Annotated in this window: 21 protein-coding genes; 7 read left to right on the top strand and 14 right to left on the bottom strand. The window is 71.9% G+C overall.

Annotated elements, in window-relative coordinates:
• Positions 1–4 precede the first annotated feature (4 nt).
• The 5 genes from OG792_RS09635 to OG792_RS09615 all read right to left on the bottom strand — a co-directional run bounded on the left by OG792_RS09635 (position 5) and on the right by OG792_RS09615 (position 5051).
• Positions 5–871, bottom strand: a complete 867-nt coding sequence (locus tag OG792_RS09635; RefSeq protein WP_329108891.1) for an amino acid ABC transporter permease — start codon at positions 869–871, stop codon at positions 5–7.
• A gap of 59 nt (positions 872–930) precedes the next feature.
• Positions 931–1761, bottom strand: coding sequence for an ABC transporter substrate-binding protein (locus OG792_RS09630; protein ID WP_329108890.1), 831 nt, complete (start codon positions 1759–1761; stop codon positions 931–933).
• A gap of 84 nt (positions 1762–1845) precedes the next feature.
• A complete protein-coding gene (locus OG792_RS09625) occupies positions 1846–2757 on the bottom strand; it encodes a sulfotransferase family protein (RefSeq protein ID WP_329108888.1) in 912 nt (303 codons plus the stop codon).
• Between the two features lie 3 nt (positions 2758–2760).
• Positions 2761–3747 carry a sulfotransferase gene (locus tag OG792_RS09620; RefSeq protein WP_329108886.1) on the bottom strand — a complete coding sequence of 329 codons (987 nt, stop codon included), beginning with the start codon at positions 3745–3747 and terminating at the stop codon, positions 2761–2763.
• Positions 3744–5051 (bottom strand): glycosyltransferase, encoded by a 1308-nt coding sequence (locus OG792_RS09615; RefSeq protein WP_329108885.1) that lies wholly within the window; start codon positions 5049–5051, stop codon positions 3744–3746. The genes OG792_RS09620 and OG792_RS09615 overlap by 4 nt, the downstream gene beginning before the upstream one ends.
• Before the next feature lie 265 nt (positions 5052–5316).
• Here OG792_RS09615 and OG792_RS09610 point away from each other — a divergent pair, with 265 nt between their 5' ends.
• The 3 genes from OG792_RS09610 to OG792_RS09600 are packed head-to-tail and all read left to right on the top strand — an operon-like array spanning position 5317 to position 8607.
• Entirely contained in the window at positions 5317–6330 is a 1014-nt protein-coding gene (locus OG792_RS09610) for a hypothetical protein (protein ID WP_329108884.1), read from the top strand.
• Positions 6323–7102, top strand: a complete 780-nt coding sequence (locus OG792_RS09605) for a sulfotransferase family protein (protein WP_329108883.1) — start codon at positions 6323–6325, stop codon at positions 7100–7102. The genes OG792_RS09610 and OG792_RS09605 overlap by 8 nt, the downstream gene beginning before the upstream one ends.
• On the top strand, positions 7099–8607 hold the full coding sequence (locus OG792_RS09600; RefSeq protein ID WP_329108882.1) for a hypothetical protein: 1509 nt from the start codon (positions 7099–7101) through the stop codon (positions 8605–8607). The genes OG792_RS09605 and OG792_RS09600 overlap by 4 nt, the downstream gene beginning before the upstream one ends.
• A gap of 84 nt (positions 8608–8691) precedes the next feature.
• Here OG792_RS09600 and OG792_RS09595 read toward each other — a convergent pair whose 3' ends face one another.
• The 7 genes from OG792_RS09595 to OG792_RS09565 form a co-directional block, all read right to left on the bottom strand.
• Positions 8692–9141: a hypothetical protein gene (locus OG792_RS09595; RefSeq protein ID WP_329108881.1), complete on the bottom strand. Its 450-nt coding sequence runs from the start codon at positions 9139–9141 to the stop codon at positions 8692–8694.
• Positions 9138–10562: an O-antigen ligase family protein gene (locus OG792_RS09590; protein ID WP_329108880.1), complete on the bottom strand. Its 1425-nt coding sequence runs from the start codon at positions 10560–10562 to the stop codon at positions 9138–9140. The genes OG792_RS09595 and OG792_RS09590 overlap by 4 nt, the downstream gene beginning before the upstream one ends.
• Before the next feature lie 264 nt (positions 10563–10826).
• Complete coding sequence (locus OG792_RS09585) at positions 10827–11684, bottom strand: sulfotransferase family protein (RefSeq protein ID WP_329108878.1); 858 nt, start codon at positions 11682–11684, stop codon at positions 10827–10829.
• A gap of 144 nt (positions 11685–11828) precedes the next feature.
• The gene (locus OG792_RS09580; RefSeq protein ID WP_329108877.1) at positions 11829–13487 is read right to left on the bottom strand and encodes a flippase; all 1659 of its coding nucleotides are present in this window, start codon (positions 13485–13487) and stop codon (positions 11829–11831) included.
• Between the two features lie 22 nt (positions 13488–13509).
• Entirely contained in the window at positions 13510–14559 is a 1050-nt protein-coding gene (locus OG792_RS09575) for a Wzz/FepE/Etk N-terminal domain-containing protein (protein ID WP_329108876.1), read from the bottom strand.
• Between the two features lie 5 nt (positions 14560–14564).
• The gene (locus tag OG792_RS09570; protein ID WP_329108874.1) at positions 14565–16076 is read right to left on the bottom strand and encodes an O-antigen ligase family protein; all 1512 of its coding nucleotides are present in this window, start codon (positions 16074–16076) and stop codon (positions 14565–14567) included.
• A 355-nt stretch (positions 16077–16431) separates the two neighbouring features.
• Positions 16432–17586, bottom strand: a complete 1155-nt coding sequence (locus tag OG792_RS09565) for a glycosyltransferase family 4 protein (RefSeq protein ID WP_329108873.1) — start codon at positions 17584–17586, stop codon at positions 16432–16434.
• Between the two features lie 421 nt (positions 17587–18007).
• On the opposite strand from OG792_RS09565, the gene OG792_RS09560 reads away from it, so the two are divergent.
• The 4 genes from OG792_RS09560 to OG792_RS09545 all read left to right on the top strand — a co-directional run bounded on the left by OG792_RS09560 (position 18008) and on the right by OG792_RS09545 (position 22489).
• Complete coding sequence (locus tag OG792_RS09560) at positions 18008–19900, top strand: CocE/NonD family hydrolase (protein WP_329108872.1); 1893 nt, start codon at positions 18008–18010, stop codon at positions 19898–19900.
• A 118-nt stretch (positions 19901–20018) separates the two neighbouring features.
• Positions 20019–20501, top strand: a complete 483-nt coding sequence (locus tag OG792_RS09555) for a MarR family winged helix-turn-helix transcriptional regulator (protein ID WP_329111180.1) — start codon at positions 20019–20021, stop codon at positions 20499–20501.
• Positions 20502–20584: 83 nt separating this feature from the next.
• Positions 20585–21688 (top strand): L-dopachrome tautomerase-related protein, encoded by a 1104-nt coding sequence (locus OG792_RS09550; protein WP_329108871.1) that lies wholly within the window; start codon positions 20585–20587, stop codon positions 21686–21688.
• A 21-nt stretch (positions 21689–21709) separates the two neighbouring features.
• Positions 21710–22489: a GNAT family N-acetyltransferase gene (locus OG792_RS09545; protein WP_329108869.1), complete on the top strand. Its 780-nt coding sequence runs from the start codon at positions 21710–21712 to the stop codon at positions 22487–22489.
• Between the two features lie 167 nt (positions 22490–22656).
• Here the strand turns inward: OG792_RS09545 and OG792_RS09540 are convergent, their stop codons facing one another.
• Both OG792_RS09540 and OG792_RS09535 read right to left on the bottom strand, forming a co-directional pair.
• Entirely contained in the window at positions 22657–23070 is a 414-nt protein-coding gene (locus tag OG792_RS09540; RefSeq protein ID WP_329108868.1) for a VOC family protein, read from the bottom strand.
• A 58-nt stretch (positions 23071–23128) separates the two neighbouring features.
• Positions 23129–23881 (bottom strand): SDR family NAD(P)-dependent oxidoreductase, encoded by a 753-nt coding sequence (locus tag OG792_RS09535; protein ID WP_329108867.1) that lies wholly within the window; start codon positions 23879–23881, stop codon positions 23129–23131.
• Positions 23882–23886 lie beyond the last annotated feature (5 nt).

Genomic DNA, 23886 nt, shown 5'->3' with positions numbered 1-23886 from the left:
CCGGTCACCTCTCCTTCGCGGCCCGGCGTTCCAGCCACCGGACCAGTTGCGACAGCGGCAGCGTGATCGCCAGGTAGAGCAGACCGGCCACCACCAGCGGGGTCGGGTTGACCCTGGTGTTGAGCGCGTCCCCGGCGAACTTGGTCAGCTCGATGGTGGTCGCGGTGACACCCAGGACGTACGCCAGCGAGGTGTCCTTGGTGAGCAGGATGATCTCGTTGGTCAGCGGCGGGATCACTATCCGGAACGCCTGCGGCAGCACGATCGAGACCATCGCCCGGCCGTGCGACATGCCCAGCGTCCTGGCCGCCTCCAACTGTCCCTTCGGCACGGCCTGGATCCCGGCCCGGATCGTCTCCGCCATGTACGCCGCGGCGGTCACCCCGAGCCCGACGGTGACCGCGCCGTACACGCCGCCGGGGATCTCCCGGTTGGGGAAGGCGAGCGGCACGCCGTAGCCGACCATGAACAGGACCAGCAGCGAAGGCAGGCCACGGAACAGCTCGATGTAACCGGTGGCGAACCAGCGGTACGGGCCGACCGACGACAGCCGCATCAGTGCCAGCACCAGGCCGAGCACCAGCCCGAAGGCGAACGCCAGCAGGGTGTACACGATGGTGTTGCGCAGCGCGACGGTGATCGCCTCGGGGAACATCTCCCCGGCGATGTCGAGCCGGAAGAAGGCGTCGGCCAGCCGTCCCCAGTCGGCCGCCGCCGCCACGGCGAGCAGCAGCGCGACGAAGACCAGGTAACCGGCCGTACGCCCGAGCCGTTGCCGTTGGCGGCGGCCGAGCCGGCGCCGGGCCGGCGGCGGTGGGACCGGGGCGGGTGCCGCCCCGGTCCCGGCCGCGAGCGTCTCAGGTTCTGCCATGCCTCCCCCAGATCGCGCGGCGGCGGGCGCCACCGGGCGATGTTGTCACTCGGACCCGGTCAGCTCGCCGGCTTCGCGCCGATCCACTTCTCGTAGATCGTGTCATAGCTGCCGTCGGCCCGTGCCGCCGCGAGCGCCTCGTTGATCGCCGCCAGCAGCTTGGGGTCGCCGCCCTTCTTGACCGCGAAGCCGTACTGCTCGCCGGTGTCGAAGCCGGCGGCGACGACCACCTTGCCGGGGTTGGCCTTGATGTACTCGTTCCACACCGGCAGGTCACCGACGGCGGCCTCGATCTGGCCGGTGGCCAGCGCCTGCTGCTCGGCACCGAGGTCCTTGTAGGAGACCACCTCGATCTTGAGCCCCTGCTGCGCGACCTGCGCCTTGACGTAGTCCTCGCCGGTGGTGGCGCCCTGTACGCCGAGCCGCTTGCCGGCCAGGTCCGCCAGCGATTTGTACGGCTTGCCGACCGGCGTCACGAGGGCCTGGGTGGCGTCGAAGTACGGGTCGCTGAAGGCGAGCACCTCCTTGCGGGCCTCGGTGATGGTCATCCCCGCCGCGGCCACGTCGCACTTGCCGGAGTTGAGGTCGGCACCGGACTTGATCCCCTCGAACGGGGTGTCCACGATGGCCTGCGTGACGCCGAGTTTCTTCGCGGCGAGGTCGACCAGGTCGACATCGAAGCCGACCACCGCGCCGCTGCCGTCCTTGGACTGGAACGGCGAGTACGGCAGGTGCGTGCAGGTGGTGAGCTTGCCGGCCGAGACCAGTTGAACTCCGTCCGCGGTGGTGGCGCCGGTGTCGTCCTTGGCGCAGCCGACCAGGCTGCCGATCGCCAGCGCCGTGCCCATGACCAGTGCCGTACCCCGTCGGGCGCCTCGAAGCGTCCTCATCCGCACAACCTCCCCAGGCGAACAAAACGTATGTTCCCTATAGGTTATGCCAAGATCTTCGAGTCGGGGCTGCCCGGTCCGGGGTCAGATCGGGTAGCCCCACTCGGCCAGCGGCTTCTCCAGCACCCGCTCGATCGCATTGAGCTGGGCCGGGCTTAGTTCGTCCCGGTACGCCGCCGCCCGCCCCGGCGGGAAGTCGTACCGGGCGAAGCCCTTCTGGAACGCCGGTGACCAGTCCAGCCCGAGGAAGTCGAGCATCCGGCCGACCTGCTCACGCGGCTGCGCGACCAGGTCCTCGTACCGTACGTCCAGCCACTGGTCGTCGGGGTGCCGCAGCCGGGCCTGGGTGAACGCCTCCATCAGCATCTTCCAGCCGAGCGCCGCGAGCACCTGGAAGGACTGGCCGGACTCCGCCCACTCCTGCCGCAGGTCGTCCGGCAGCGAACCGTAGATCCAGTTGTCCGGCCCGCGCCACCCGTCCCACCAGCCCATCTGGAGCCAGGAGTTGGCCACCGCCCGGCCGTCCCGGACCACGTTGACCACCCGCAGGTCCGGGTACGCCGCGTTCAGGAAGCCGGTACGCGGCCACCCGGTCACGTGCTGCACCAACTGCCCGCAGCCCTGCCGGGCGATCCGGTCGTCGAAGAAGGCGCGCAGCCGACGGGCCACGAACGGGGTCAGGTCCTCGGCGACCAGGTCCCGGCAGGGCCGGGAGAAACCGCCCAGCACCTGCCGATCCAGCAGGTGGTACGCCTCCGAAGGGGCTACCCGCAGCCGGCCCCGCTCCAACAGCCGGCGGCTGTGCCGCAGCGAGGTCATGCCGGCCGGACGCGGTGCCGAACGCCGGTAGAGCTCGCCGTTGAACCGGCCCTTCGGGTTGAGCCGGGCGAGCTTGTCGTCCAGTCCGGACACGAAGCCGACCGCCGGGTGCCGGGAGAGCAGTTCCTGGACCAGCGTCGAACCGCACCGGCCGGTGCCCACCACCAGTGAGAGCATCGTTCAGCCTTCCTGCCGGGCGGCGGGTGACGGGGAGACAACGGTCGGTCCGGGAGGACCGGCCGAGACGGCGGGGCGGCGCAGCGGGTAGCCGAACCGGCGCAGGGTCGGCCCGGTCAGCCCGGTCACGGTGGCGTACGCCCCGGTGGAGAGCCCGGCGAGCCACTCGCTGTCGGCGACCACGCCGACCACGCCGGTCCGGTGCCGGGAGGGGTTGCCGGCAACCGAGTGGGTGGCGGCGAGTCGGACCGTGTCCGGGGTCGGGAAGGGCAGCTCGCCCGGTGTGCCACCGACGAACCGGACGATCCGGGCGGTGGTGTCGGCCGGGGCGGCGACGAAGTCCTCGTAACGTACCCGCAGGTAGCGGCCCGACGAACCCCACAGTCGTACGGTGGCGTTGTTCCAGACCAGCCAAAGGAGGGCGGCCTTCCAGACCGGCGGGCGGGCCATCAGCCGGTCGTCGCCACCGTCCAGCACCCGACGGCGGCGCCAGGAGAAGGCGGTCGCGCGCGGATCCCGGACCACGTGCAGGACGTACAGCTCAACGTCGGGCAGGCTGCCGAGCAGCGCCCCGTACGGCGGCAGCTTGGACGAGTCGACGATGACGCCGCCGGGGCCGGCGTGTTCGGCGATCGAGGCGTACAGCCGGGTCAGGTGGTTGTCGTCCGGGTGGGCGGGCACCGGCGGACGGCCCCGGCGGTGCCGGCGCAGCAGCGCGGGCAGGCCCCGCAGCCGGAGCCGGTCGCCCAGCCGGGCGGCGATCCCGGCCGGGTCGGCGTCCGGCAGGTCCCGCAGCACACCGGCCCAGAACGGACACTCGGTCAGGGGCAGCCCACACCCGCAGGGGCGGTGTTCCACGATGCCGCGCCGCCACAGGTAGCGCAGCTCACCGGCGGCGAAGAAGCCGGGTAGCTGGCCCAGCACGGTGGTGACCAGGGTGCTGCCGCTGCGCCCACTACCGGCGAGGTAGAGGACCCGGACCGCGCTCACCGGGCCGCTCCCCGGTCACCCGTGGCACCCGCACCCGCCGCAGCGGCAGACCGTACCCGTCGGGTATTCGTCGGCCGGGAGGCGGCGGCTTCGGCGTACAGGGCGCGGATGCGGTCCAGGTGCAGTCGCGGGGCGAAGTCGCGGGCCACCTTCGCCCTGCCGGCCCGCCCCATCTCGAACGCCCGCGTCGGGTCGGCCAGCAGGCTCCGCAGCGCGTCGGCGAGCGGACCGGCCGCGTCGGCGGCGACGATCTCGCCGTCCACCCCCGGCTCGACCAGCTCCGGCAGGCCGCCCAGGTCGGTGGTGACCACCGGAACCCCGCAGGCGTACGCCTCCAGCACCGCCATCGGCTGGTTCTCGTGCCAGCGCGACGGCACCGCCACCACCGCCGCCGACCGGACCAGTCGGTGCAGCCGGGCCTTGTCCAGCCGGCCGTGGAACCGGATCCGGCCCGGCACCCGCGCGTCCGCGAGCGCCTCCAGCGCGGGGCGGGCCGGACCGTCGCCGGCGATGTCGACCGGCACCCCGTCCGGCAGCGCGGCGACCGCCTCGACCAGCACGTCGACGCCCTTCTCCGGGGCGAGCCGACCGGCGAACACGACCCCGCCGCCGGGTTGCTCCTTGGCCGCGATCCCGGTCAGGTCGACGAAGTGGTTCACCACCCGCAACCGGTCCGGGTACACCCCGGCGCGGCGCATCACGTCGGCCAGGAACTCGCTCGGGCTGACGAAGACCTGCACGGGGTCGTACGCGTGCAGTTCGCGATGTAACCAGGACTCGACCGCGAGCAGTGCGCTGCGCGACAGTGAGCCGTCCTTGCACCGCCGCCGGGCGGCCTGCAACGGGCCGCCGGTGACACACGCCTGGCAGGGTCGGTCCCGGTCGAGCAGCTGGTAGCTGGGACAGGCGAGCTTGTAGTCGTGCATGGTCAGCAGGCACGGCACCCCGGCGGACCGGGCGGCGGCCAGCACCGACGGGGAGAGCTGGTGATAGATGTTGTGCAGGTGCAGCACGTCCGGCCGGAAGTCCTCGATCACCCGGGCCAGCCCGCGCCGGCTCGTTGGGGACCAGAGCATCCGGCCGGCCGCCGCCGCGCGCGGGCGCAGCCCGCTCGGCGCCGGCTCCAACTCCACCTCGGCCGGGAAGTGCCCGGCGTACGGCAGCGGCGCCTCGTTCTCCGGGTGGGTCATGCCGAAGTAGGCGACCGTGTCGCCGGCTGCCCGCTGCAACGCGGCCAGGTCGAGCAGATAGCCCTCCGCGCCGCCACGGCGGTAGAGGTACTTGTTCACATGCAGCACACGCATCGACTCGGCCCGCTCACGTCGATCGGGCGAACCCGGCCCGGGGGGTGGTGATCGGGGCCTGCCTGCCCCGACCAGGGCTCACGGTATGCAGGGCGGGTCGGGGAGTCCAGTTCACAAATGTCATGTGCCTGAACGGATGATCTTTGTGTGCCCGTACGGTCCGCAGCCTGGCCTCCCGCCGTGATCTCCCGATAGCCTGGCTCCCGCCGCCGGCCGTGACCCGCCCTTCCCGCAGGGTGGCGCCGGTGCCGGAGCGAGGAGGACCGTGGCAGCCGACGACGAGCTCTCCGCGTTCGCGTACACCGCTCGGCGGGTGGCGCGGCATCTGCGCTGGGCCCGTACGGAGGGGATCGGGCGGCTGGTCGAGGAGGACCGGCTGAATCCGGTCGACCGGATCGGCACCGCGCTGGCGAAACGACGCTGGCGGCGGCGGGCCGCACGCACTCCCGGCTCGGCGATGCCGGTCTACCTGGTCGGGCTGCAACGCTCGGGCACGAACATGCTGGTCCGGGGGCTGGACTCGGCACCCGAGGTCGAGGTACGCAACGAGAACGACAGCACCGTGTTCCACCGCTTCCAGCTCCGCCCCGACGAGGTGCTGGCCGCGACGATCCGGCGCAGCCGGCACGCGTACGTCCTGGTCAAGCCGCTGTGTGAGAGTCACCGGGTGGACGAGCTGCTGGCCCTGCCGGGGCTGGCCCCCGGCCGCGCGCTCTGGGTCTACCGGGACGTCGACGACCGGGCCCGCTCCGAGGTGGCGAAGTTCGGTGACGCGAACCTGCGGGCGCTGCGCGCGATCGCCGACGGCAGCATCGGCGGGCGGTGGCAGGGGCAGCGGCTCGACCCGGCAACGGTGGAGCTGGTCCGCGACCACGACCCGCAGCGGTTGGACCCGCACACCGGGGCCGCCCTGTTCTGGTACGTCCGCAACTCGCTCTACTTCGATCTGGGCCTGTCCGGGCGCGCCGACGTGCTGCTCTGCCGGTACGACACCCTGGTCGCCGAGCCGGAGGCGCAGATCCGCCGGCTCTGCGCCTTCCTCGACTTCCCCTACCACCCGCGCCTGCACGCGCACATCGCCCCGCGCCGGTCGCACGGCGCACCGGAGGGTGTCTCGGCAGATCGGCGGCTGCCGATCGACGCGCGGGTCCGGACGCTCTGCGACGACCTGACCGCCCGGCTCGCGCCGTACGCCGCTCGGCAGGGTGTTCCCGCTGCGCCGGACGTGCCCGTCGCCGCCGATGCTGGATCCGACCGGAAGGCGGCCGACCGTGGCTGAGCCCGAACCCCGTACCGCGCCGATCTTCCTGGTTGGCTGCCAGCGCTCCGGCACCACGATGCTGCGGCTGGTGCTCGACTCGCACTCCGGCATCAGTTGCGGACCGGAGACCCGGTTCCTGCCGGACCTGCAACGGATCGTCGGGCGGGACTGGGAACGGCTGGCCCGCTTCGGCTTTCCCCGCGAGGACTGGCTGCGCCGGATCCGGGACTTCTTCGGCGGCGTGCACGCCGACTACGCCGCCGCGCGCGGCAAGACCCGGTGGGCGGACAAGACCCCGCTGTACGCGATGTCGCTCGACTTCGTCACCGAGGTCTTCCCGGACGCGCAGATCGTGCACCTGATCCGGGACGGGCGGGACGTGGTGGTTTCGCACCGCAAGCGGTTCGGCTACTGGTCGGCGGTGAAGTGCGTGGTCAAGTGGCCGCGTTACATCCGTACCGCGCGGGCGGTCGGCGCGACCCTGCCCGCCGACCGCTACTACGAGCTGCGCTACGAGGACACCGTGACCGAGCCGGAGAAGGCGATGCGCGGTCTGTTCGAGTTCCTCGGCGAACCGTGGGAGGACGGCATCCTCGACTACGGCAGCAAGCAGCACGACGTGGCCCAGAAGTACACCACCGAGGCGGACCGGCGGCGGGCGGCGGCGGACGTGGCGGCGCCGATCTACCCGTCGCGGGTGGGCACCTACCGGCGGGAGCTGGACCCGTTCCTGCGCCTGCTGGTCTGGATCTTCTCCGGACGTACGCTGCGCGCCCTGGGCTACCGGTGAGGCGGGTCGGGCGGGCGCCGGTGCGGGCGCTGGCCGCGGCCGTACTCGCCGCGGTGGTGCTGGTCGGCGCCGGCTGCACCGACGGAGACGAGGACCGGCCGCCGCCGGCCGCGCCGGGCTCCGGCACCCCTTCCGGTACGCCGGCACCGGGCGACACCGGAGCAGGCCGCCCGGTAGGCGGGGTGTCGAACCCGTTCGGCGCCCACTGGGACTGGTCCCGGTACGACCAGTTCGCCCCGTACCTGGCGAAGATCGGTGGCTCGGCCACCTACGAGGAACTGACCTGGTGCGAGATCGAACGCACCTCGGGTCAGCTCGACTGGGCCGAACTGGACCGGATCGCCACCCGCAGCCGCGATCTCGGGATCAAGCTGCACCTGAAGATCCGTACCGGGGTGTGCTGGGCGACCGGCGGCACCGCCGCGTACACCCGGGGGGCGGCGAACAAGACCGAGTCGGCGATGCCGAGCGACCTCGCCGCGTACCAGCGGTTCGTCGGCGCGGTGGTGACCCGCTACGCCCCGTACGGGGTGACCGAGTACGCGATCGAGAACGAGGTCAATGCGCCGAGCTACTGGGCCGGCAGCCCCGAGGACTACGTACGGCTGGTGAAGGCGGCCGCCGAGACGATCCGGGCGACCGATCCGAAGGCGCTGGTGGTCGACTCCGGCATCAGCAGCGTCGCGTACGGCATGGGTGTCGCCGATCGGCTGCTGCAAGCCGGCCGGGTGCCGGACGCGGTCGCCGCCTATCGGGCGTACTTCCAGCGGCGGGTCGGCACGCGCGGGCAGCAGATCCCGGCGGTCACCGGTGAGGCGGCGCTACGCAAGGCGCTCGGCACCGACACCAACACCCGCAGCCTGCGGTTCCTGGCCGCTACCGAGACCCTGCTCGCCGACCGTACGGTCGACGTTCGGCAACTGCACTTCTACGAGCATTTCGACGGGGTGCCGCCGCTGCTGGACTACCTGCGGGACCGGACCCCGGCCGGGATGCCGATCCAGGCGTGGGAGGTCGGCCAGTTCTGGCGCGACGGCGACGGTGACCCGGCCGGCCGGGCAGCCGAGATGGTCAAGACGGTGACCCTGCTGGTCGCCGGTGGCATCGGCGAGATCGCCTGGCTGCCGTTGGCGTACAACCCGAACAACGCCGCCGGCAGCGAGGTCCGGTACGGGCTGCTCGACCCGAACGGCACCGAACGGGAGGCGGGCGCGATGATGGCGAGCCTGGCCGAGGCGGCCCGCGACGCGACCGTCACGCCGCTGCCCGCTTCGACCGCCGGGAAGCTCGCCGGGGTCGCCTTCGTCCGGGGCGGCACCAGCACGCTGGTGCTCTGGTCGACGTCCGGTACGCCGGTGACCGTGCCGGTCGCGCCGGGTGGGCAGACCGGGGCGGTCGGTGCGCCGCTACGCGCGGCCGCCGGGGCGGGCACCACGGTCGGTGCCACCCCCCTGCTGCTCCGCGCCGACCAGCCGGTGGACAGGATCCTCGCCGGCCTGCGCTGACCGGCGACCCGGAAACCGACCGTGCCCCGGAACCATGGAACGGTTCCGGGGCACGACCCCCGCTCTACGGATCCTGAACTGGTGTTACTTGACGATCTGGATGTTGCGCTCGTCGTACAGGCTCACGCAGCCCCGGCCGTCGCAGACCTCAAGTCGGGCCGAACCGAACGCGACACCCTTGCGGTACGGCTTCAGGTCCGGGGTCACCGCAACGTTGATCTTCTGCTCGTCGCCGGTGCACTCCTGGATGGAGACCGTCTTCTCGCCCTTGGCGATGCCGTTGCCCACCGCCTGGGTGACCTGCACCGTCAGGGTGCTGTACGAACCCGGCGTGCAGGCGACCTTGACCGGCGCGAACACCACTGCACCGTTCGCGTCGAGCCGAGCCTTTGCACCGAGCTTCACGATCGCCACCGACGGCGACTCCGACTGCACGCTGACCGCCGCGCCCGCCGGCAGGGCGAACGCGATCACGCCGCCCACCGCGATGGCCAGCAGGGCGAGCGCCGACGCCCGGAAACGGGACATCTTCATTCCTTCTCCTCTACTACGGTCGTACCCGGTTGGATCTCCCCGGTGGCAGGTGCGGCGAGCCCGACGAGCAGTGCGCCGACGAGCGGCAGAACCGCTATGTGCCACAGGAAGTCGAAGCCGCTGTGCACGGCGAACGCCGTGAGCGCGGCAAGAGCACCGGCCCTGATCCCGGCCCGGTGCGGGTCCACACCGCCCCGGCGGACGGCCAGCGCCATCGCCGCGAACAGTGCCAGTAAGGCGACCCCGCCGACCACGCCGAGGTCGACGAGAAGTTGCAGGTACTCGTTGTGGGCGTAGAGCGCGAGGGCGCCGTTGCCGTCGGAGGTCAGCCAGACGAAACGGGCCTGGCCCAGCCCGGTGCCGAACCACGGGTTGGCGGCGACGAGGTCGAACGCCGCCGTCGCGGCACCGCTGCGCCCCGGCGAGCTGAAGTTGCCCCGGCTGGCCAGCACCGCCCGCAGGTACTCCGAGTTCCACTGGCTCAGCAGGGTCAACCCGCCGGCCAGCAGCGCCACCAGCATCGCGCCGGCGCGGGCCCGAGCCGACGACAGGACCGAGCCGAACACGATCACGGCCCCGGCCAGCAGGCCGACCGTGGCGAGCGCCGGTTGCGGCTGCCCGGTCGCCGGGGTCGACGGTACGAGCGCCACGACGGCGACACCCGCGCCCAGGATCAGCGGACCGACCCGGACGATCGTGCGCCACGGGCCGTGCAGGACCGCCAGCACCACCAGCCCGGCCACCAGCGCGATCAGGCCGGCCCGGCTCAGCGCCGCTCCCACGCCGACCAGCAGCAGGTACGCGGCACCGGTCCGGACCAGCGACCGGGGTCGGGCGAGCAGCAGCGCGATCGCCAGCAGGGCGAGCGGGGCGAGCAGGGCGGCGGCCGCATTGGGATAGGTCAACGTGGACGAGCCCCGCCACAGTCGGCCCTCGACCAGCTCGGCGAACCGGGACACTCGACCCGCCACCCCGATCCACGCGGTGACCGCCACCAGGACCCCGAGGCCGAGCAGGGCCTCGACACACCGTTCCCGCTCGGCCGGCGTGGTACGCACCAGGATCAGCACCACCGCGGCCACCCCACCGAGCGTGGCGACCGCCCCGATCGCCACCGGGTACGCGTCCGCGACGATTGCGCGTACCAGAATCCAGCCGGCCAGGGCCGCGCAGGCCGCCACCACCGGCCAGGCGTCCCGGCGTACCCGGGGGCGGAGCCAGACGGCGACCACCAGTGCGACCGCGACCAGCACGGTCACCAGCGCCCGCCCGGCCGGGTAGTAGCCGCCCTGGGCGACCACTCCGGCGGAGAGCGCCGCGATCAGTACGACAACATGTCCGGGCAGCGTGACGCCGCCGGTTTCGATGGCCGGGCCGACGTCACGAGCAGCGTCCAGCCCGGATCGCGCAGAAGTACGCATCTGTCCCCCGTGGACTTCCGTCGCGTTTCTGTGATCCGCTTGATCGTATCGAGATCATGGCCGCCCGACCGTCCCATAGGGCCGACCATCCCTGCACATTTCCCGACACATGCCCCGCTCACCGGACCGCCTCAACGGCCCCGCCTCACGGTCACCCCCGTACCACGCCCCACCCCTCCCCCAGGTTGCACCCAAACCAAAACCCCCCGTTGATCATGAAGTTAGCGACGCCCGGAGGCCGTTTGGGCGTCGCTAACTTCATGATCAACGAGAAGGGGGCCAGAGGGGTGGGCGGGAGAGGAGGGTGGAGAGGTGGGCGTTGTGGGGGGCGAAGTGGGTGGTCAGGCGGTCCAGCACGGGTGGGGTTAGTTGGGCGGGGCCGGAGTCGACGCGGCGGGTGTGGCGGGTGAACGAATTGGGGGTGAACGGTGGCAGGTCGAGGAAACGCAGGATCTCGGCGTACGTGCCGGCGGGGTCGGTGTTCAGGTCCTCGGTGCGGGCCACGTGGATCCGCTCGCGGGGGATGTGCGTGAACCAGCGCTCCAACTGCTCCGCGTACCGGCCACGGGTCGCGTACGAGTGATTACGCAGGGCAAAGTGGGCGGTACGGGTGTCCGGGCCGTCGCGCAGCGCCCGTGCCAGCCGCTCCTCCTCGGCGTCGAGCGCGTCGACGAACGAGAGCGGCTCCGCGCCGTACGAGCGGGTGTGCAGGTAGTGCGAGTACGCCCGCTGCACCGGATCGCGCAGCAGGGCGACGAACCGGGCGTCGGGCAGATCCGCCGCGATCCGGGCCGGCACGCTCGGGTGGAACAGGTAGTACGGGCTCGCCTCGAAGCTGTGCTCACCGGGCGCGAGCGTCGGGAAGTGGGCCCGGTACCAGCGCAGTCCGCGACCGTGGTGCAGGCTGAAGAACTGCAACTCCTTGCCGGTGGCGCCGCGTACCGAGGGGTGGGCGGCGAGATAGTGGTAGAGCGAGGTGGTGCCGCACCGCTGCCCGCCGATGACCAGGAAGTCCGGCAAGGGCCCAGCCGGTCCGGGCCGGCTGGCCCGTCCCCACGCCCGCGCGGCCCGCACACCGCGCCGCAGCCGGTCGGTCACCAACCGGCGGCCGACCCCGGTCACGATCCGACCCCGGCCGGTTCGGCGGTCCCGGTCACGACCGATCCGACCTTCGCCCGTTCAACAGCCCCGGTCACGATCCGACCCCCGCCCGTTCAACAGCCCCGGTCACGACCGATCCGACCTTCGCCCGTTCAACAGCCCCGGTCACGATCCGACCCCCGCCCGTTCGGCGGTCTTGGACCGGTCCGCAGCGGCGGACCGGCGGCCGCCCCGGCGGGTCACCGAACGCAACACCATGATGTCCTCCCGACTGAGCCCGAGGGCGAGCACCGCCCCCAGGTAGACCAGCGCGATCACGACCAGGCCGACCGCCAGTTCGACCGCCCAACCCGACACCAGCCAGCGCGCGCCGAACCCGGCGACCAGCGCGAGCGCCGCCGCGACCAGCCCCTTCACCATGCCGACGGTGACCGGCACCGCGTGCACCAACACCCGGACCTGCCAGACCCGGGCGATGTTCACCACGGCCAGCGACACCGCCCAGGCCACCGCCGCGCCGAGAATGCCGTACGCCGGGATCAGCCAGAGGTTGAGCAGGATGTTGAGGGCCAGCGCGGCGAGGTTGTCGACCATGTTGATCGACACCCGGCCGGACATGTTCAGCAGCGTCCCGCACGGGCCGGTCGCGGCGTTGACGAGCTGGCCGAGCGCCAGGGCGATGGTCACCGCCGCGCCGCCGACCAGGGCGGATCCGTTGACCAGGTGCAGCAACTGGTCCGGCAGCACCAGCAGCGCCACGAACGCGGGCAGCGAGAGGCGTACGACCCAGCCGGTGGCGACGGCGTAGATCCGGCGTACCTCGTCCATCCGGTCCTGGTGGTAGAGGTGTGCCAGGTACGGGCCGAACGACGCGTTGATCGGCGCGAGCACGAACACCGCCACCGTGACCAGCCGGGTCGCCACGTGGTACGCCCCGATGTCGTCGTTGCCGTAGAACCCGAGCAGCAGCGTGTCCACCCAGATCAACCCGGTGGAGGAGAGCGAGGACACCCAGCTCACGGTGGAGAACCGGAACAGCTCGGTGGGCCGGTACGCGGGCGCGGCGGCCGGCACCCGGCGCAGCATCCGGACCAGTGCGATCAGGGCCAGCCCGGCCGCGGTCCAGCTGGCCAGCACCAGGGCCCAGAATGCCCCGGTCAGGCCGGCGCCGACCATCAGCGCCCCGATCGTGAGCAGCAGCCGGGCGGCCGGCTCGTAGACCTGCCCGATCAGCGCGTACGGGCGTTGGGTGCGCCAGCCACGGGTGGCGGCGAGCGCCGCCTCGCAGACGGTGGCGGCCGGCAGGGTGAGTGCGGCCAGCCGCAGCCCGGTGGTGAGCTGCGGGTCGTTCAACGCCTGTGCCAGCCACGGTGCGCCGAGCGCGAGCCCGACCGCGATCACCGTGGACGCCGCCGCCGAGATCGACAGACCGAGCCGGACGGTGCCCCGGATCGCGGCCGGGTCGTCGTCGGCGAGGTGCACCGCGACGAACCGGGTCAGCCCCGCCCGGAACCCGGACAGCGAGAGCAGCCCGAGCAGCGACAGCACCGCGTAGACCTGGGCGTACCGGCCGACCTCGCGCAGGCCGAGGACCCGGGCCAGCAGCAGCATGATCAAGAACAGGGCCGCCTGGCTCAGCACCGCGCCGGCCAGGTTCAGCACCCCGCCCCGGGCCATGCCGCGTACCTGTTGATCGCCGGTCTCCGGCGGGGCGGATTGGTCGCCGGTCTCGGGCGGGGCGGATTGGTCGCCGGTCTCCGGCCCGGCGGGTCGGTCGCCGGTTCCCGGCGTGGCCGGCGGGCGGCCGGTCGACTCCGCGTTCACCCGGCGGTCCGGTCCCGCCCGGTCACGACCGGACCGGGGTCGCGGTGTCGACCGGGGCCGGGACGTCGGCCGGCGGCGCGTCGGCCGGGGCGCCGATGGCCGCCGGGGCCGGGGTCGGCCGGGCCGTCGGGCGCAGCGCGGCCCGACCCCGCGACAGCAGTTCGAGTACGCCCACCAGCAGCACCCCGAGCAGCACCCCGGCACCGGCCACCGGCAGCGCCGTACGGATCAGTTCACTCAGCCGGCTCACCGCGTGCACCTGCCCGATGCTGGTCACCTGGGCCGGGTCGGCCGCCTGGGTCTGCGCCCGAGCCGCCTGCAAGCCCTGCCTGGCCTGGGACAGCGCACCGGTCGCCGCGTCCCGCTGGGCGAGCAGCGCCTGGTAGTCGGGCAGCTTCGGCCCCAGCTCGTCGAGTTTCTTCTGTGCGGCGGCGATGGCGTCGGCCGCCGCGTCGGCCCCCCGGCCGTTGCCGACCGCCTGCATGGAGAGCCGCTGCTGCCGCAGGCTGGTCAGCTCGCCCAGGGTGGCCTGGTAGATCCGGTCCGGCTGGGAGACCTTGTTCAGCTTCTCCCAGTCGCCGATCGCCTTGGTCGCCGCGGTCACGTCGGCGTTGGCCGCCTCGACCTCCCCGGTGGCGATGCCGACCTGGGAGGAGAAGAGGAAGGCCAGGGCGCGGGTGGTGGTCGCGGTGAGCACCGGGGCCACGTTCGCCCGCTTGGTGGCGGCGTACCGCACCTCAAGTTGGCTGCTCGCGCCGACCTGGGTGACGGTCAGCCCGTCGCGCAGCCGCTCCGGCACCACGCCGGTGTCGGCGGCCACGTCGGCCAGGACGCGGGGTGAGGTGACCGCCGCGCCGAACGCCGCGACGAACTGATTGGCCGCCTGGGTGCCGCTGTACTGGGTCCCGGCCGCACCGCCGACCAGGGCCGGCGCGGCCACGTACGCGGTGCCGCTGTACTGCTGGGGTGCGAGCAGCACGATGCCGGCCGCCACGCCGGTGGCGAGCACCGGCACCCCCACGAGTACCCAGAGCCGCCGCCGGGCGACCCGCAGGTAGTCGACGATCTCCACGCTTGTTACCCCAATGCTGTCGTTGCGTGCGACGGGACGGGTGTGCTCCGCGGCTGCTCCCCGGCCGGTGCCGCCGCCGGCCGGCGGGCGATGGCGCTGGCCGCCGCAGCGAAGGCGACGAAGTACCAGAGCGTGACCACGTTGGAAATGACGTTGGAGGCGGCGCTGACCGCCACGAAGGCGGTGGCGCAGCCGGCGAAGCCGACCGCCACGCCGCGCTCGAAACTGCCCGGTGGTGCCCGCCGCAGGGCGGTACGGGCGGTGTGCAGGAAGGCGACCAGCATCGCCAGGTACGCCAGCAGGCCGAGCAGCCCGGTCTCGACGTACGCCCGGAGGAAGTCGTTGTGCGGCTTCTTCGCCTCGTCGGTCTCGCGCTGGGTCATGTTCGGCCCGATGCCGGTCAACGGGTTGCGGTTGGCCAGGGTGACGATCTCGGTCCAGTAGCCGATCCGCCAGGCCAGGGTGTTGCCGGTCGGGCCGCCGCCGACCGCGCGGGAGTCGGCGAGCTGGGCGAACCGGTCGCCGACCGCCGGCACCAGGGTCACCCCGGCGACCGCCACCACGCAGAGTGTCACCAGCATTCGCTTGCTGCGGTGCAGCACGGCCACCACGACCAGTCCGATCGCCGCGCCGAGAATGGCACTGCGGGTGTTGGTCAGCAGCAGGAAGATCAGCGACAACCCGAGCAGCACCCCGAGTACGACCCGCAGCCGTCGGCGCAGGAACCGGTACACCGCGAAGCCGAAGATCACCATGAACATCAGGTAGCGGCCGAACGTGGTCGACTGGCTGAACGTACCGCTGATCCGGGTGAAGCTGCCCTTCACCTCGGCCGGCGGGTTTCCGAGCAGCGACAGCAGCACGGTGTAGCCGAGCGTCAGTGCCAGCGAGACGTAGCAGGCCAGCAGGACCCGGCGGATCGCCGAGGTGTCCGGCATGAGCTGTTCCAGCACCACGAACATCACCACCACGGTGAGGATCCGCAACGCTTCGAGCAGGCTGTTCGCCGGTACGGCCGCGCCGAGTGCGCTGACCAGGCTGGTCGCGCCGACCAGCAGCATGGCCCAGCCGAGCGGCGAACCCCGCAGCCGGCCGTGCCGGCTCAACTGGGCGGCCAGCCAGAGTCCGGCGGCGAGCAGGAACAGCACGGCGAGCAGGGTGGACGGGTCGGTGGCCCGACCCCCCTCGGCGGCTCCGGCCTGGCCGGCGCTCGGTCCGGTGAGTTTGAACAGGTCGACGCAGGATCGGATGGCGAGCATCAGCAGCACGTACCCGGCGAACCGGGTCAGGGCGAGCACCGCCACCGCGATCCCGGCGACCGCGGCGATCGGCAGCACCACGCCCCTGCGGTCACCGTCCGCCATCGCCAGTCCGGCGGCAACGGCGATGACCGCGGCGACCACCGCGGCGGCGCCGACGAGGACCCGGGCGGCCGTACCGCCCCGGATCGGATCGGCGCCCGCCGTCGGCGCATCGCCACCGCGTACGCCGACCACCTGCTGCGTGTGTTGTTCCACCGGTCCCACTGAAGCCGAATCGACGCTGCCCCCGCCGCTGCCGGGTGCGGCCATCGCCACTCCCCCCGGCACGAAGATCGGTTCAATCTAGCCCCGATCGCTCACCCACCAGAAGTAGCCGTTACGCCGACCGCCCCATCCTCCCCCCGTCCCGCCCCGCCCCGTCCCATCCCGCCCCACCCCTGCCCCATTCCCGCCCCGCCCACCCCGTCCCCACCCCCTTCCGCCGCCGATCTTGCAGTTGTGGCGCCCGAATCAGGGCACTGATCCCGGTTCGTGCACAGCCACAAGTGCAAGATCGGCGCGGGGGCCGAGGGGCGGGGGGGCGGGGGCGGGGGGCGGGGGGCGGATGGGGTCAGGCGGTGGGGGTGCTGGTGGACAGGCGGGCGCGGGCTCGGCGGGTGGGGACGCGGGCCAGGTCGAGGTAGAGGCGCTCCAGGTCGCGGGCGGCGGTGTCCCAGCTGTACATTTCGGTCACCCGGTCGCGTAGTGTCTCGGCGCCGGCGCGTTCGGCGGCCGGGTCGGCCAGCACCGGGGCCAGCGCCCGGAGCAGGTCGTCCTCGTCGCCGTCGCGGAACAGCCGCTGCCCCGGTGCGTCGGACTCCAGCACCTCCACGTGCGGCGCGATGTCGCTGGCCACCACCGGCAGCCCGTACGCGGCCGCTTCGAGCAGGGTCAGCGGCAGGCCCTCCAGCCGGGACGGCTGGACGAAGCCGGCGGCGTTGGCGTACAGCTCGGCGAGCAGGTCACCGTAGGCGAAGCCGGTGAAGACGATCCGCTCGTCCCCGTCGGCCTCCCGGCGCAGCTTCGCCACGAAGTCGTCGGTGAACGAGGAGCCGCCGACGATCGCCAGCCGCATGGTGGTGCCGCTGCGACGGAACGCCCGGATCAGCAGGTCGGCCGCCTTCTCCGGCACCAACCTGCCGACCAGGATCAGGTAGCCGCCGGGGGTCAGCCCGAACCGGGCCCCGATCTGTCGGGCCGGCAACGGTCGGGCCGGGTTGACCCCGTTCGGGATGTAGCTGGTGGGACGGCCGAACCGGGTGTCGTAGTGGGCGGCGAGCCCGCGCGAGACGGCGATCCGCCGGTGCGGGACATACCCGCTCATCCAGTGGGCGCTGCCGAGTACGGCCCGCGCGCCGACACCCCACTTGTCCCGCTGGTTGTCCAGCCCGTGCACGGTCAGCACCACCCGTGCCCGGGACAGCCAGCGGGGCAGCGGGGCGACCAGGCCCGGTCCGAGGCCGTGGTAGTGCACGATGTCGGGCCGCTCGACCATCGCGGCCATCGTCGAGGTGGCCGCGTGCACGATCGCGTCGAGGTGCTTGCTGGCGATCGTACGGACCTGGCGCAGCCGTACGCCCCGGTACCGGTCCAGCGGCATGCTGCCGTAACTCTCCCGGCAGTAGACGGTCACCTCGTGGCCGTAGCTGGCGAGCCGGCTGGCCACTTCCTCGACGTGCCGCTCGATCCCGCCGTAGGTGGCCGGCATGCCCTTCTGCCCGATCATTGCGATGCGCAGCGGACGCCAGCCGGCGCCCGGTCCGGCGGGATGCGCGGGAATCTCCCGCCGGACCGGAGCGCCCCGGCCAAATTGGCCGGGAATGGCAGCTTTGGGGGGCTCGTGGTCTACTTTCTCGGCCTGCAGGTCGGGATGGACCACGGTAACTCCCTGCGTGACTAGGTGCTCGCCCGCTGTCCGGGCAGATCAACACCCTGCCACGAACGAGCCGATCAGCCCGCTGAACAGCTGTCGGAAAAGATCCGCCCAGGCGTTCGTCATTCGTCGAAATGTCATCCGGGTGGCGACGAGACGTCCGGTGGTGTCGCCGGGTCGAACGGTGAACGAACAAATTCCTACAGCTGAAGATGGCGATCCTTGCACGCCGACGCCTAACCTGTCGAAGCTTCTGACCTAAAAGGAGAACTGCATGGGTCGCATCAGCAGGCTGTGGCGTACGGGTATCGCCGTACTCCCCGTGGCCGCGCTCGCCGTCGTCGGGGCGGCGCCACAGGCGCTCGCCGTCGACACTCCCGCGATCGTCGTACAGGACGGCGTGACGCAGCCGGTCTTCGGTTACGCCGACGCCATCCGGGAACGACTTTTCATCGACTCCACTTTCGACAGCGACAACGACGGCGTGCGCGACATCATCGCGTTCGACGTGATGCGCCCCAGGGCCACCGCGAATGGCCTGAAGGTGCCGGTCGTCATGGACGCCAGTCCCTATTACTCGACGGTCTGCCGGGGCAACGAGTCCGAGTGCAAGGCCGACATCGATGGCGACGGCCTGCTCGACAAGTGGCCGTTGTTCTACGACAACTACTTCGTGCCGCGCGGTTACGCGGTGATCCTGCTGGACATGGTGGGCACCAACAACTCGACCGGTTGCCCGACCACCAACGCCAACCAGGACAACCTGAGCGCCAAGCAGGCGATCAACTGGCTGAACGGCCGGGCCACCGCCCGCAACGCCGCCGGTCAGGTCATCAAGGCGGACTGGCACAACGGCAAGACCGGCATGATCGGCAAGTCGTACGACGGCTCGCTGGCCATGTCGACGGCGGTGACCGGGGTCAAGGGCCTCACCACCATCGTGCCGATCAGCGGTCCGACCGAGTACTACGACTACGTCCGCAGCAACGGCGTTATCACCCGGGGCAACAGCTACGTGGCTTCGCTGGCCAACACGGTCACGAACCCGGAGCGCCGGGACTACTGCAAGCCGGTACGCGACGCGATGGCCGCCGCCGACGGTGACGAGACCGGTGACTACACGTCCTTCTGGAACGAGCGCAGCTACGTCAAGAAGGCTGGCAACGTCACCGCGAGCGTCCTGCTCTACCACGGCCTGAACGACGACAACGTACGGCCGGACCACTTCAGCAAGTTCTGGTACGCGCTGGCCGAGAACAACGTGCCGCGCAAGCTGTGGCTGTCGCAGGAGGGGCACGTCGACCCGTTCGACTCCCGCCGCGAGGTGTGGGTGAACACCCTGCACCGCTGGTTCGACTTCTGGCTCCAGGGTGTGCAGAACGGCATCATGGAGGAGCCCCGGGTCGACCTGGAGCGTTCCGCCGACGTGTGGGAGACGTACGCCGACTGGCCGGTGCCGGGCAAGGCGGACACCGAGATCTTCCTCCAGCCGGGTACCACCGGTGCCGGTGGCCTGGGTCTGGTCCCGACGACGAAGCCGGTCAACGGCGCGTTCACGGACAGCCCGACGCAGAGCCAGAACACGATGATCCTGAACCCGGACGCGGTGCAGCCGAACCGGCTGGCGTTCCTGTCCGCCCCGCTCACCGCGCCGCTGCACATCTCCGGTACGCCGGTCGTGCAGCTGCGTGCCTCGGCCAACCAGACCGACACCAACTTCGGTGCGATCCTGGTCGACTACGGCACCGCCGAGCGGGTCGCCCACCGGATGTCGGGCGAGGGCATCATCACGCTGGAGACCCAGGACTGCTGGGGCGAGAGCAGCCCGACCGACGACGGTTGCTACAAGCAGACCCAGAAGCGGGTGGCGACGGCCGACTACGAGCTGGTCACCAAGGGCGTCATGGACGCACAGAACCGACAGTCGATCCGGACCGCGGTGCCGCTGGTGCCGGGTCAGGCGTACAACTTCAACTTCCCGCTGCTGCCGGAGGACTACGTCTTCCAGCCCGGTCACCGGGTCGGCGTGATCATCGTCGGCAGCTACCCGCAGTACTCCAGCCAGGCCGACCAGAGCCGGGCGAACATCGAGGTCGCACTGAAGAGCAGCAACATCGTCCTGCCCGTGGTCGGTGGCACCGCCGCCGCGCACGCCGCCGGACTGTAAGCCCCCGGGACGTCTCCCGCGCAGTTGGCGTTCCACGGGAAATCCGCAGGCCGGCGGCTCCATCAGCCCCGCCGCCGGCCTGCGGCCCCGAGCATGGTCCTGGCGAGTTGACAGGTAACTGTCAACTCGCCAGACCGGCTCACCCGCCCGGCCGGCCGGCCTGACCGCCGCCCGCTGGCAGGTCCTCGGCATGATCGACCACCGGCCGAGCACCGTCGCCGACGTCGCCCGGACGATGGGGCTGACCCGGCAGAGCGTGCAGCAGACCGCCGACGCGCTCGCCCGCGACGGGCTGGTCGACCTGATCGACAACCCGCGACACCGCCGGGCGAAACTGCTCACCCCGACCGCCGCCGGCCGGACCGCGCTGGCCGAGGTCGAGGCCCGCCAGGCCGAATGGGCGAACGGGCTCGCCGCCGGGCTCGACCCGGGCCGGCTCGCGGACGTACGCGCGCTGCTGCGCGATCTGGGACACCAGCTCGACCCCGAGCGGTACGGCCGACCAGACGACCGCCCCGACCTGGGCGGGGCACTCGGCCGCACCGACCCCGGCGCGACCCCGACCGACCGGATCGAGGCCCCCGGTGCGCCGGCCCGCTGACCCGAACCGGCCCGTACGGTTTTCGCGGAACGGATGGGGGAAGTACCCGCCGGGAGTGTGATCACACCGAGGGGGTACGGCCGATGAGCGAGCCTTTCACCACCGACGAGCCCTACGGCGACCTGGAGGTGGTCGCCACCTTCACCGGCCCGATGCCGACCGGGGTGGCCGTCTCGCACACCGGCCGGATCTTCGTCAACTTCCCGAAGTGGGGCGACCGGGTGACCGCCTCCGTCGCCGAGGTACGCGACGGGAACATCGCGCCCTACCCGGACCTCGCCACGAACAGCCCGGCGGGTGACGACGACCCGGAGGCGTTCGTCTGCGTCCAGTGCGTCGTGGTCGACCCCGCCGACCGGCTCTGGGTGGTCGACACCGGCAGCCCGATGTTCGCACCCACCCGGTATGGCGGGCCGAAACTCGTCTGCGTCGACCTCAACACCGACACCGTGACCCAGCGGATCGTCCTGCCGACCGACGTCGCGCTGCCCACCTCGTACATCAACGACGTGCGGTTCGACCTGCGGCGCGGCGCCGCCGGCACCGCCTTCGTCACCGACTCGACCGGCAGCGGCCCGAACGGGATCATCGTGGTCGACCTGGCCACCGGCGACGCGTGGCGACGACTGCACGACCACCCGTCCACCAGGGCCGAGCCGCCGATCGCGTTCCACCCCCTGGTGGAGGGTCGGGAGCTGCTGAAACGACCGGCCGACGGCCCACCTACCCCGCTGACCATGGGATCGGACGGGATCGCCATCGCCGCCGACGGTAGCCGGCTCTACTACTGCGCGCTGGCCGCCCGTCGGCTGCACAGCGTCTCGGTGGACGCGCTGCTCGACCGGGGACTCGACGACGCCCAGGTGGCGGCGACCGTCGTCGACGAGGGAGACAAGGGCTCCGCCTCCGACGGTCTCGAAAGCGACGACGCCGGACGGATCTACCTGACCGCGTACGAGCAGAACGCGATCCTGCGCCGGTATCCGGATGGGCGGTTGGAGACGGTTGCCCGCGACTCCCGGCTGCTCTGGCCGGACACCATGTCGGTCGCCACCGACGGACACCTGTACGTCATCGCCAACCAGTTGCACCGCCAACCCGACTACCAGGGCGGGGTGGACCGCCGACGGAAGCCGTACCTGCTGTTGCGGACCCGAATCGACGCCGGCCCGGTGCTGCTCAAATAGCGCCTGTGTGATCATCTTTGGATGCTGGTGGAGAGTGTGCACGACCGGGCCGAGCTGGCCGAGCTGTTACTCCGTACGCCGGACCTGCGGGCGTACGAGCTGGGCGACCTGGACGAACGATTCTGGCCGTACACGACCTGGTACCGGCGGGGCGAGGCGCTGGCACTGCTCTTCCACGGCGCCGGCCTGCCCATCCTGCTCGCCCTGGACACCCCGGACCGTTTCGTGCCGCTGACCGAGCTGGTGGCGGACCTGCGGCCGCTGTTGCCGCGCCGGTTCTACGCCCACCTCTCCCCCGGCGTCACGGCGGCGCTCGAACCGGAGTTCGCCGCCGACTCGAACGGTCCGCACCTGAAGATGGCGCTGACCGACCCGACCCGGCTGGACCGGTGGCAGGACACAACCGAGGTGGTCGAGCTGACACCGGCGGACCTGACCGAGCTGGGCGTGTTCTACGAACTGGCCTACCCGGCGCACTCGTTCGTGCCCCGGATGGTCGAGCAGGACCCGTACGTCGGGGTCCGGCGCGGCGGTGAGCTGCTCGCGGTGGCCGGCGTGCACGTCTTCTCGCCCCGTTACCGGGTGGCCGCGATCGGCAACGTGGCCACCCACCCGCAGGCCCGTGGCCAGGGGCTCGCCTCGGTGGCGGTGGCGGCGCTGTGTCGCCGGCTGCTGACGAGCGTCGACCGGATCGCGTTGAACGTCAAGGCGGACAATCGCGCGGCGATCGCGCTCTACGCCCGGCTCGGCTTCAGCCAGGTCGCCGCGTACACCGAACTGACCTTCACCGCCCGCCCGTGAGCCGACGCCTGCCGGCTCGGGCTCGGGCGGTGAGTCGCGGCCCCGCTCACCCGATCCGCGTCGGGACACCCCGGGCGGACGCATAATGCGTTTATCTCGTACACCATCTTTGGTGTGCGTACACAAAAGACGGTGTACGAGTCGACGTCGTTAGTTTGTCTGGCGCGCTATGCCGGCTCCGGGGCGGCACCGGTGGTAGCGGCCCAGTGGCGGACCAGGCAGAACGGATGTCCTGCGGGGTCGGCGTAGATGCGCCAACCCCGCCCATCCGATCCGTCGTCCAACATCGTCGCTCCCAGGGCCAGCACCTGCCCCTGGGCACGGTCCAGGTCCGCCACACCGAAGTCCAGGTGGAACTGCTGCGGCCGGGCCGGATCGGGCCACAGCGGTGGCCGGTGATCCGCCACCCGCTGGAAGGCCAGGACGAGGCCGGACGGCGTGTGCAGCGTCGCCCAGTCGTCGTCCAGCGCCCACTGCCGATCCCGTCGATTGACGTCGCCGCCAAGGAGCGCCTGGTAGAACTCGGCAAGTTCCGTCGGATGAGTGCAGTCCAGCACCACACACTGGAGGTCAGCGATCATCCGCCGATCCTAGGCGTTTCGCACCGTCGACCATGACGGTCAGCCCGTACGGCCCCGTCTACTTCGAGCGGGGCAGGCGCAGGCCGGACATGCCGCCGTCGACGGCGAGGGACGTACCGGTGGTGGCGCCGGAACGCGGGCTGGCCAGGTACGCGACCGCGCCGGCCACCTCCTCGGCCCGGACCAGTCGACCGGTGGGCTGCCGGGCGGCGAGCCGCTCCTTCTCCCCCGCCGGATCGTCGGCCTTGGCCAGCAGCCGACCCACCCACGGGGTGTCCACCGTGCCGGGGGCGACGCAGTTGACCCGGATCCCCTCGGTCACCAGGTCGGCGGACATCGCCAGGGTGAGCGCGTGCACCGCGCCCTTCGACGCGGAGTAGAGCGCCCGCTGCACCAGCCCGGCGGTGGCGGCGATCGAGGAGGTGTTGACGATCGCGCCGTGCGAGCTGCGGCGCAGGTACGGCAGCGCGGCCCTGGTGGTCCGGACGATGCCGATGACGTTGACGTCGAGCACCCGCTGCCACTCGGCGTCGTCGTTCGCCTCGACCGTGCCGACCGCGCTGATCCCGGCGTTGTTGATCAGGATGTCGATCCCGCCGAACGCCTCGGCGACCGCCGCCATGGCCCGGTCCAGCGACTCGGAGTCGGCCACGTCGGCGACCGCGCCGAAGGTCGGTCCGCCCTGCTCGCCCGGACTCAGGTCCAGTACGCCGACCCGTCCCCCGCCGGCGACGAACGCCTCGACGCACGCCCTGCCGATACCCGACCCGCCGCCGGTGACCACCGCGACCAGCCCGTCGAACTCGCCCACTTCAA

Source organism: Micromonospora sp. NBC_01699, assembly GCF_036250065.1.
Lineage (GTDB): Bacteria > Actinomycetota > Actinomycetes > Mycobacteriales > Micromonosporaceae > Micromonospora_G.
Note: the sequence above shows the minus strand (reverse complement) of the source record. Positions and strands in the feature narration are given on the sequence as shown.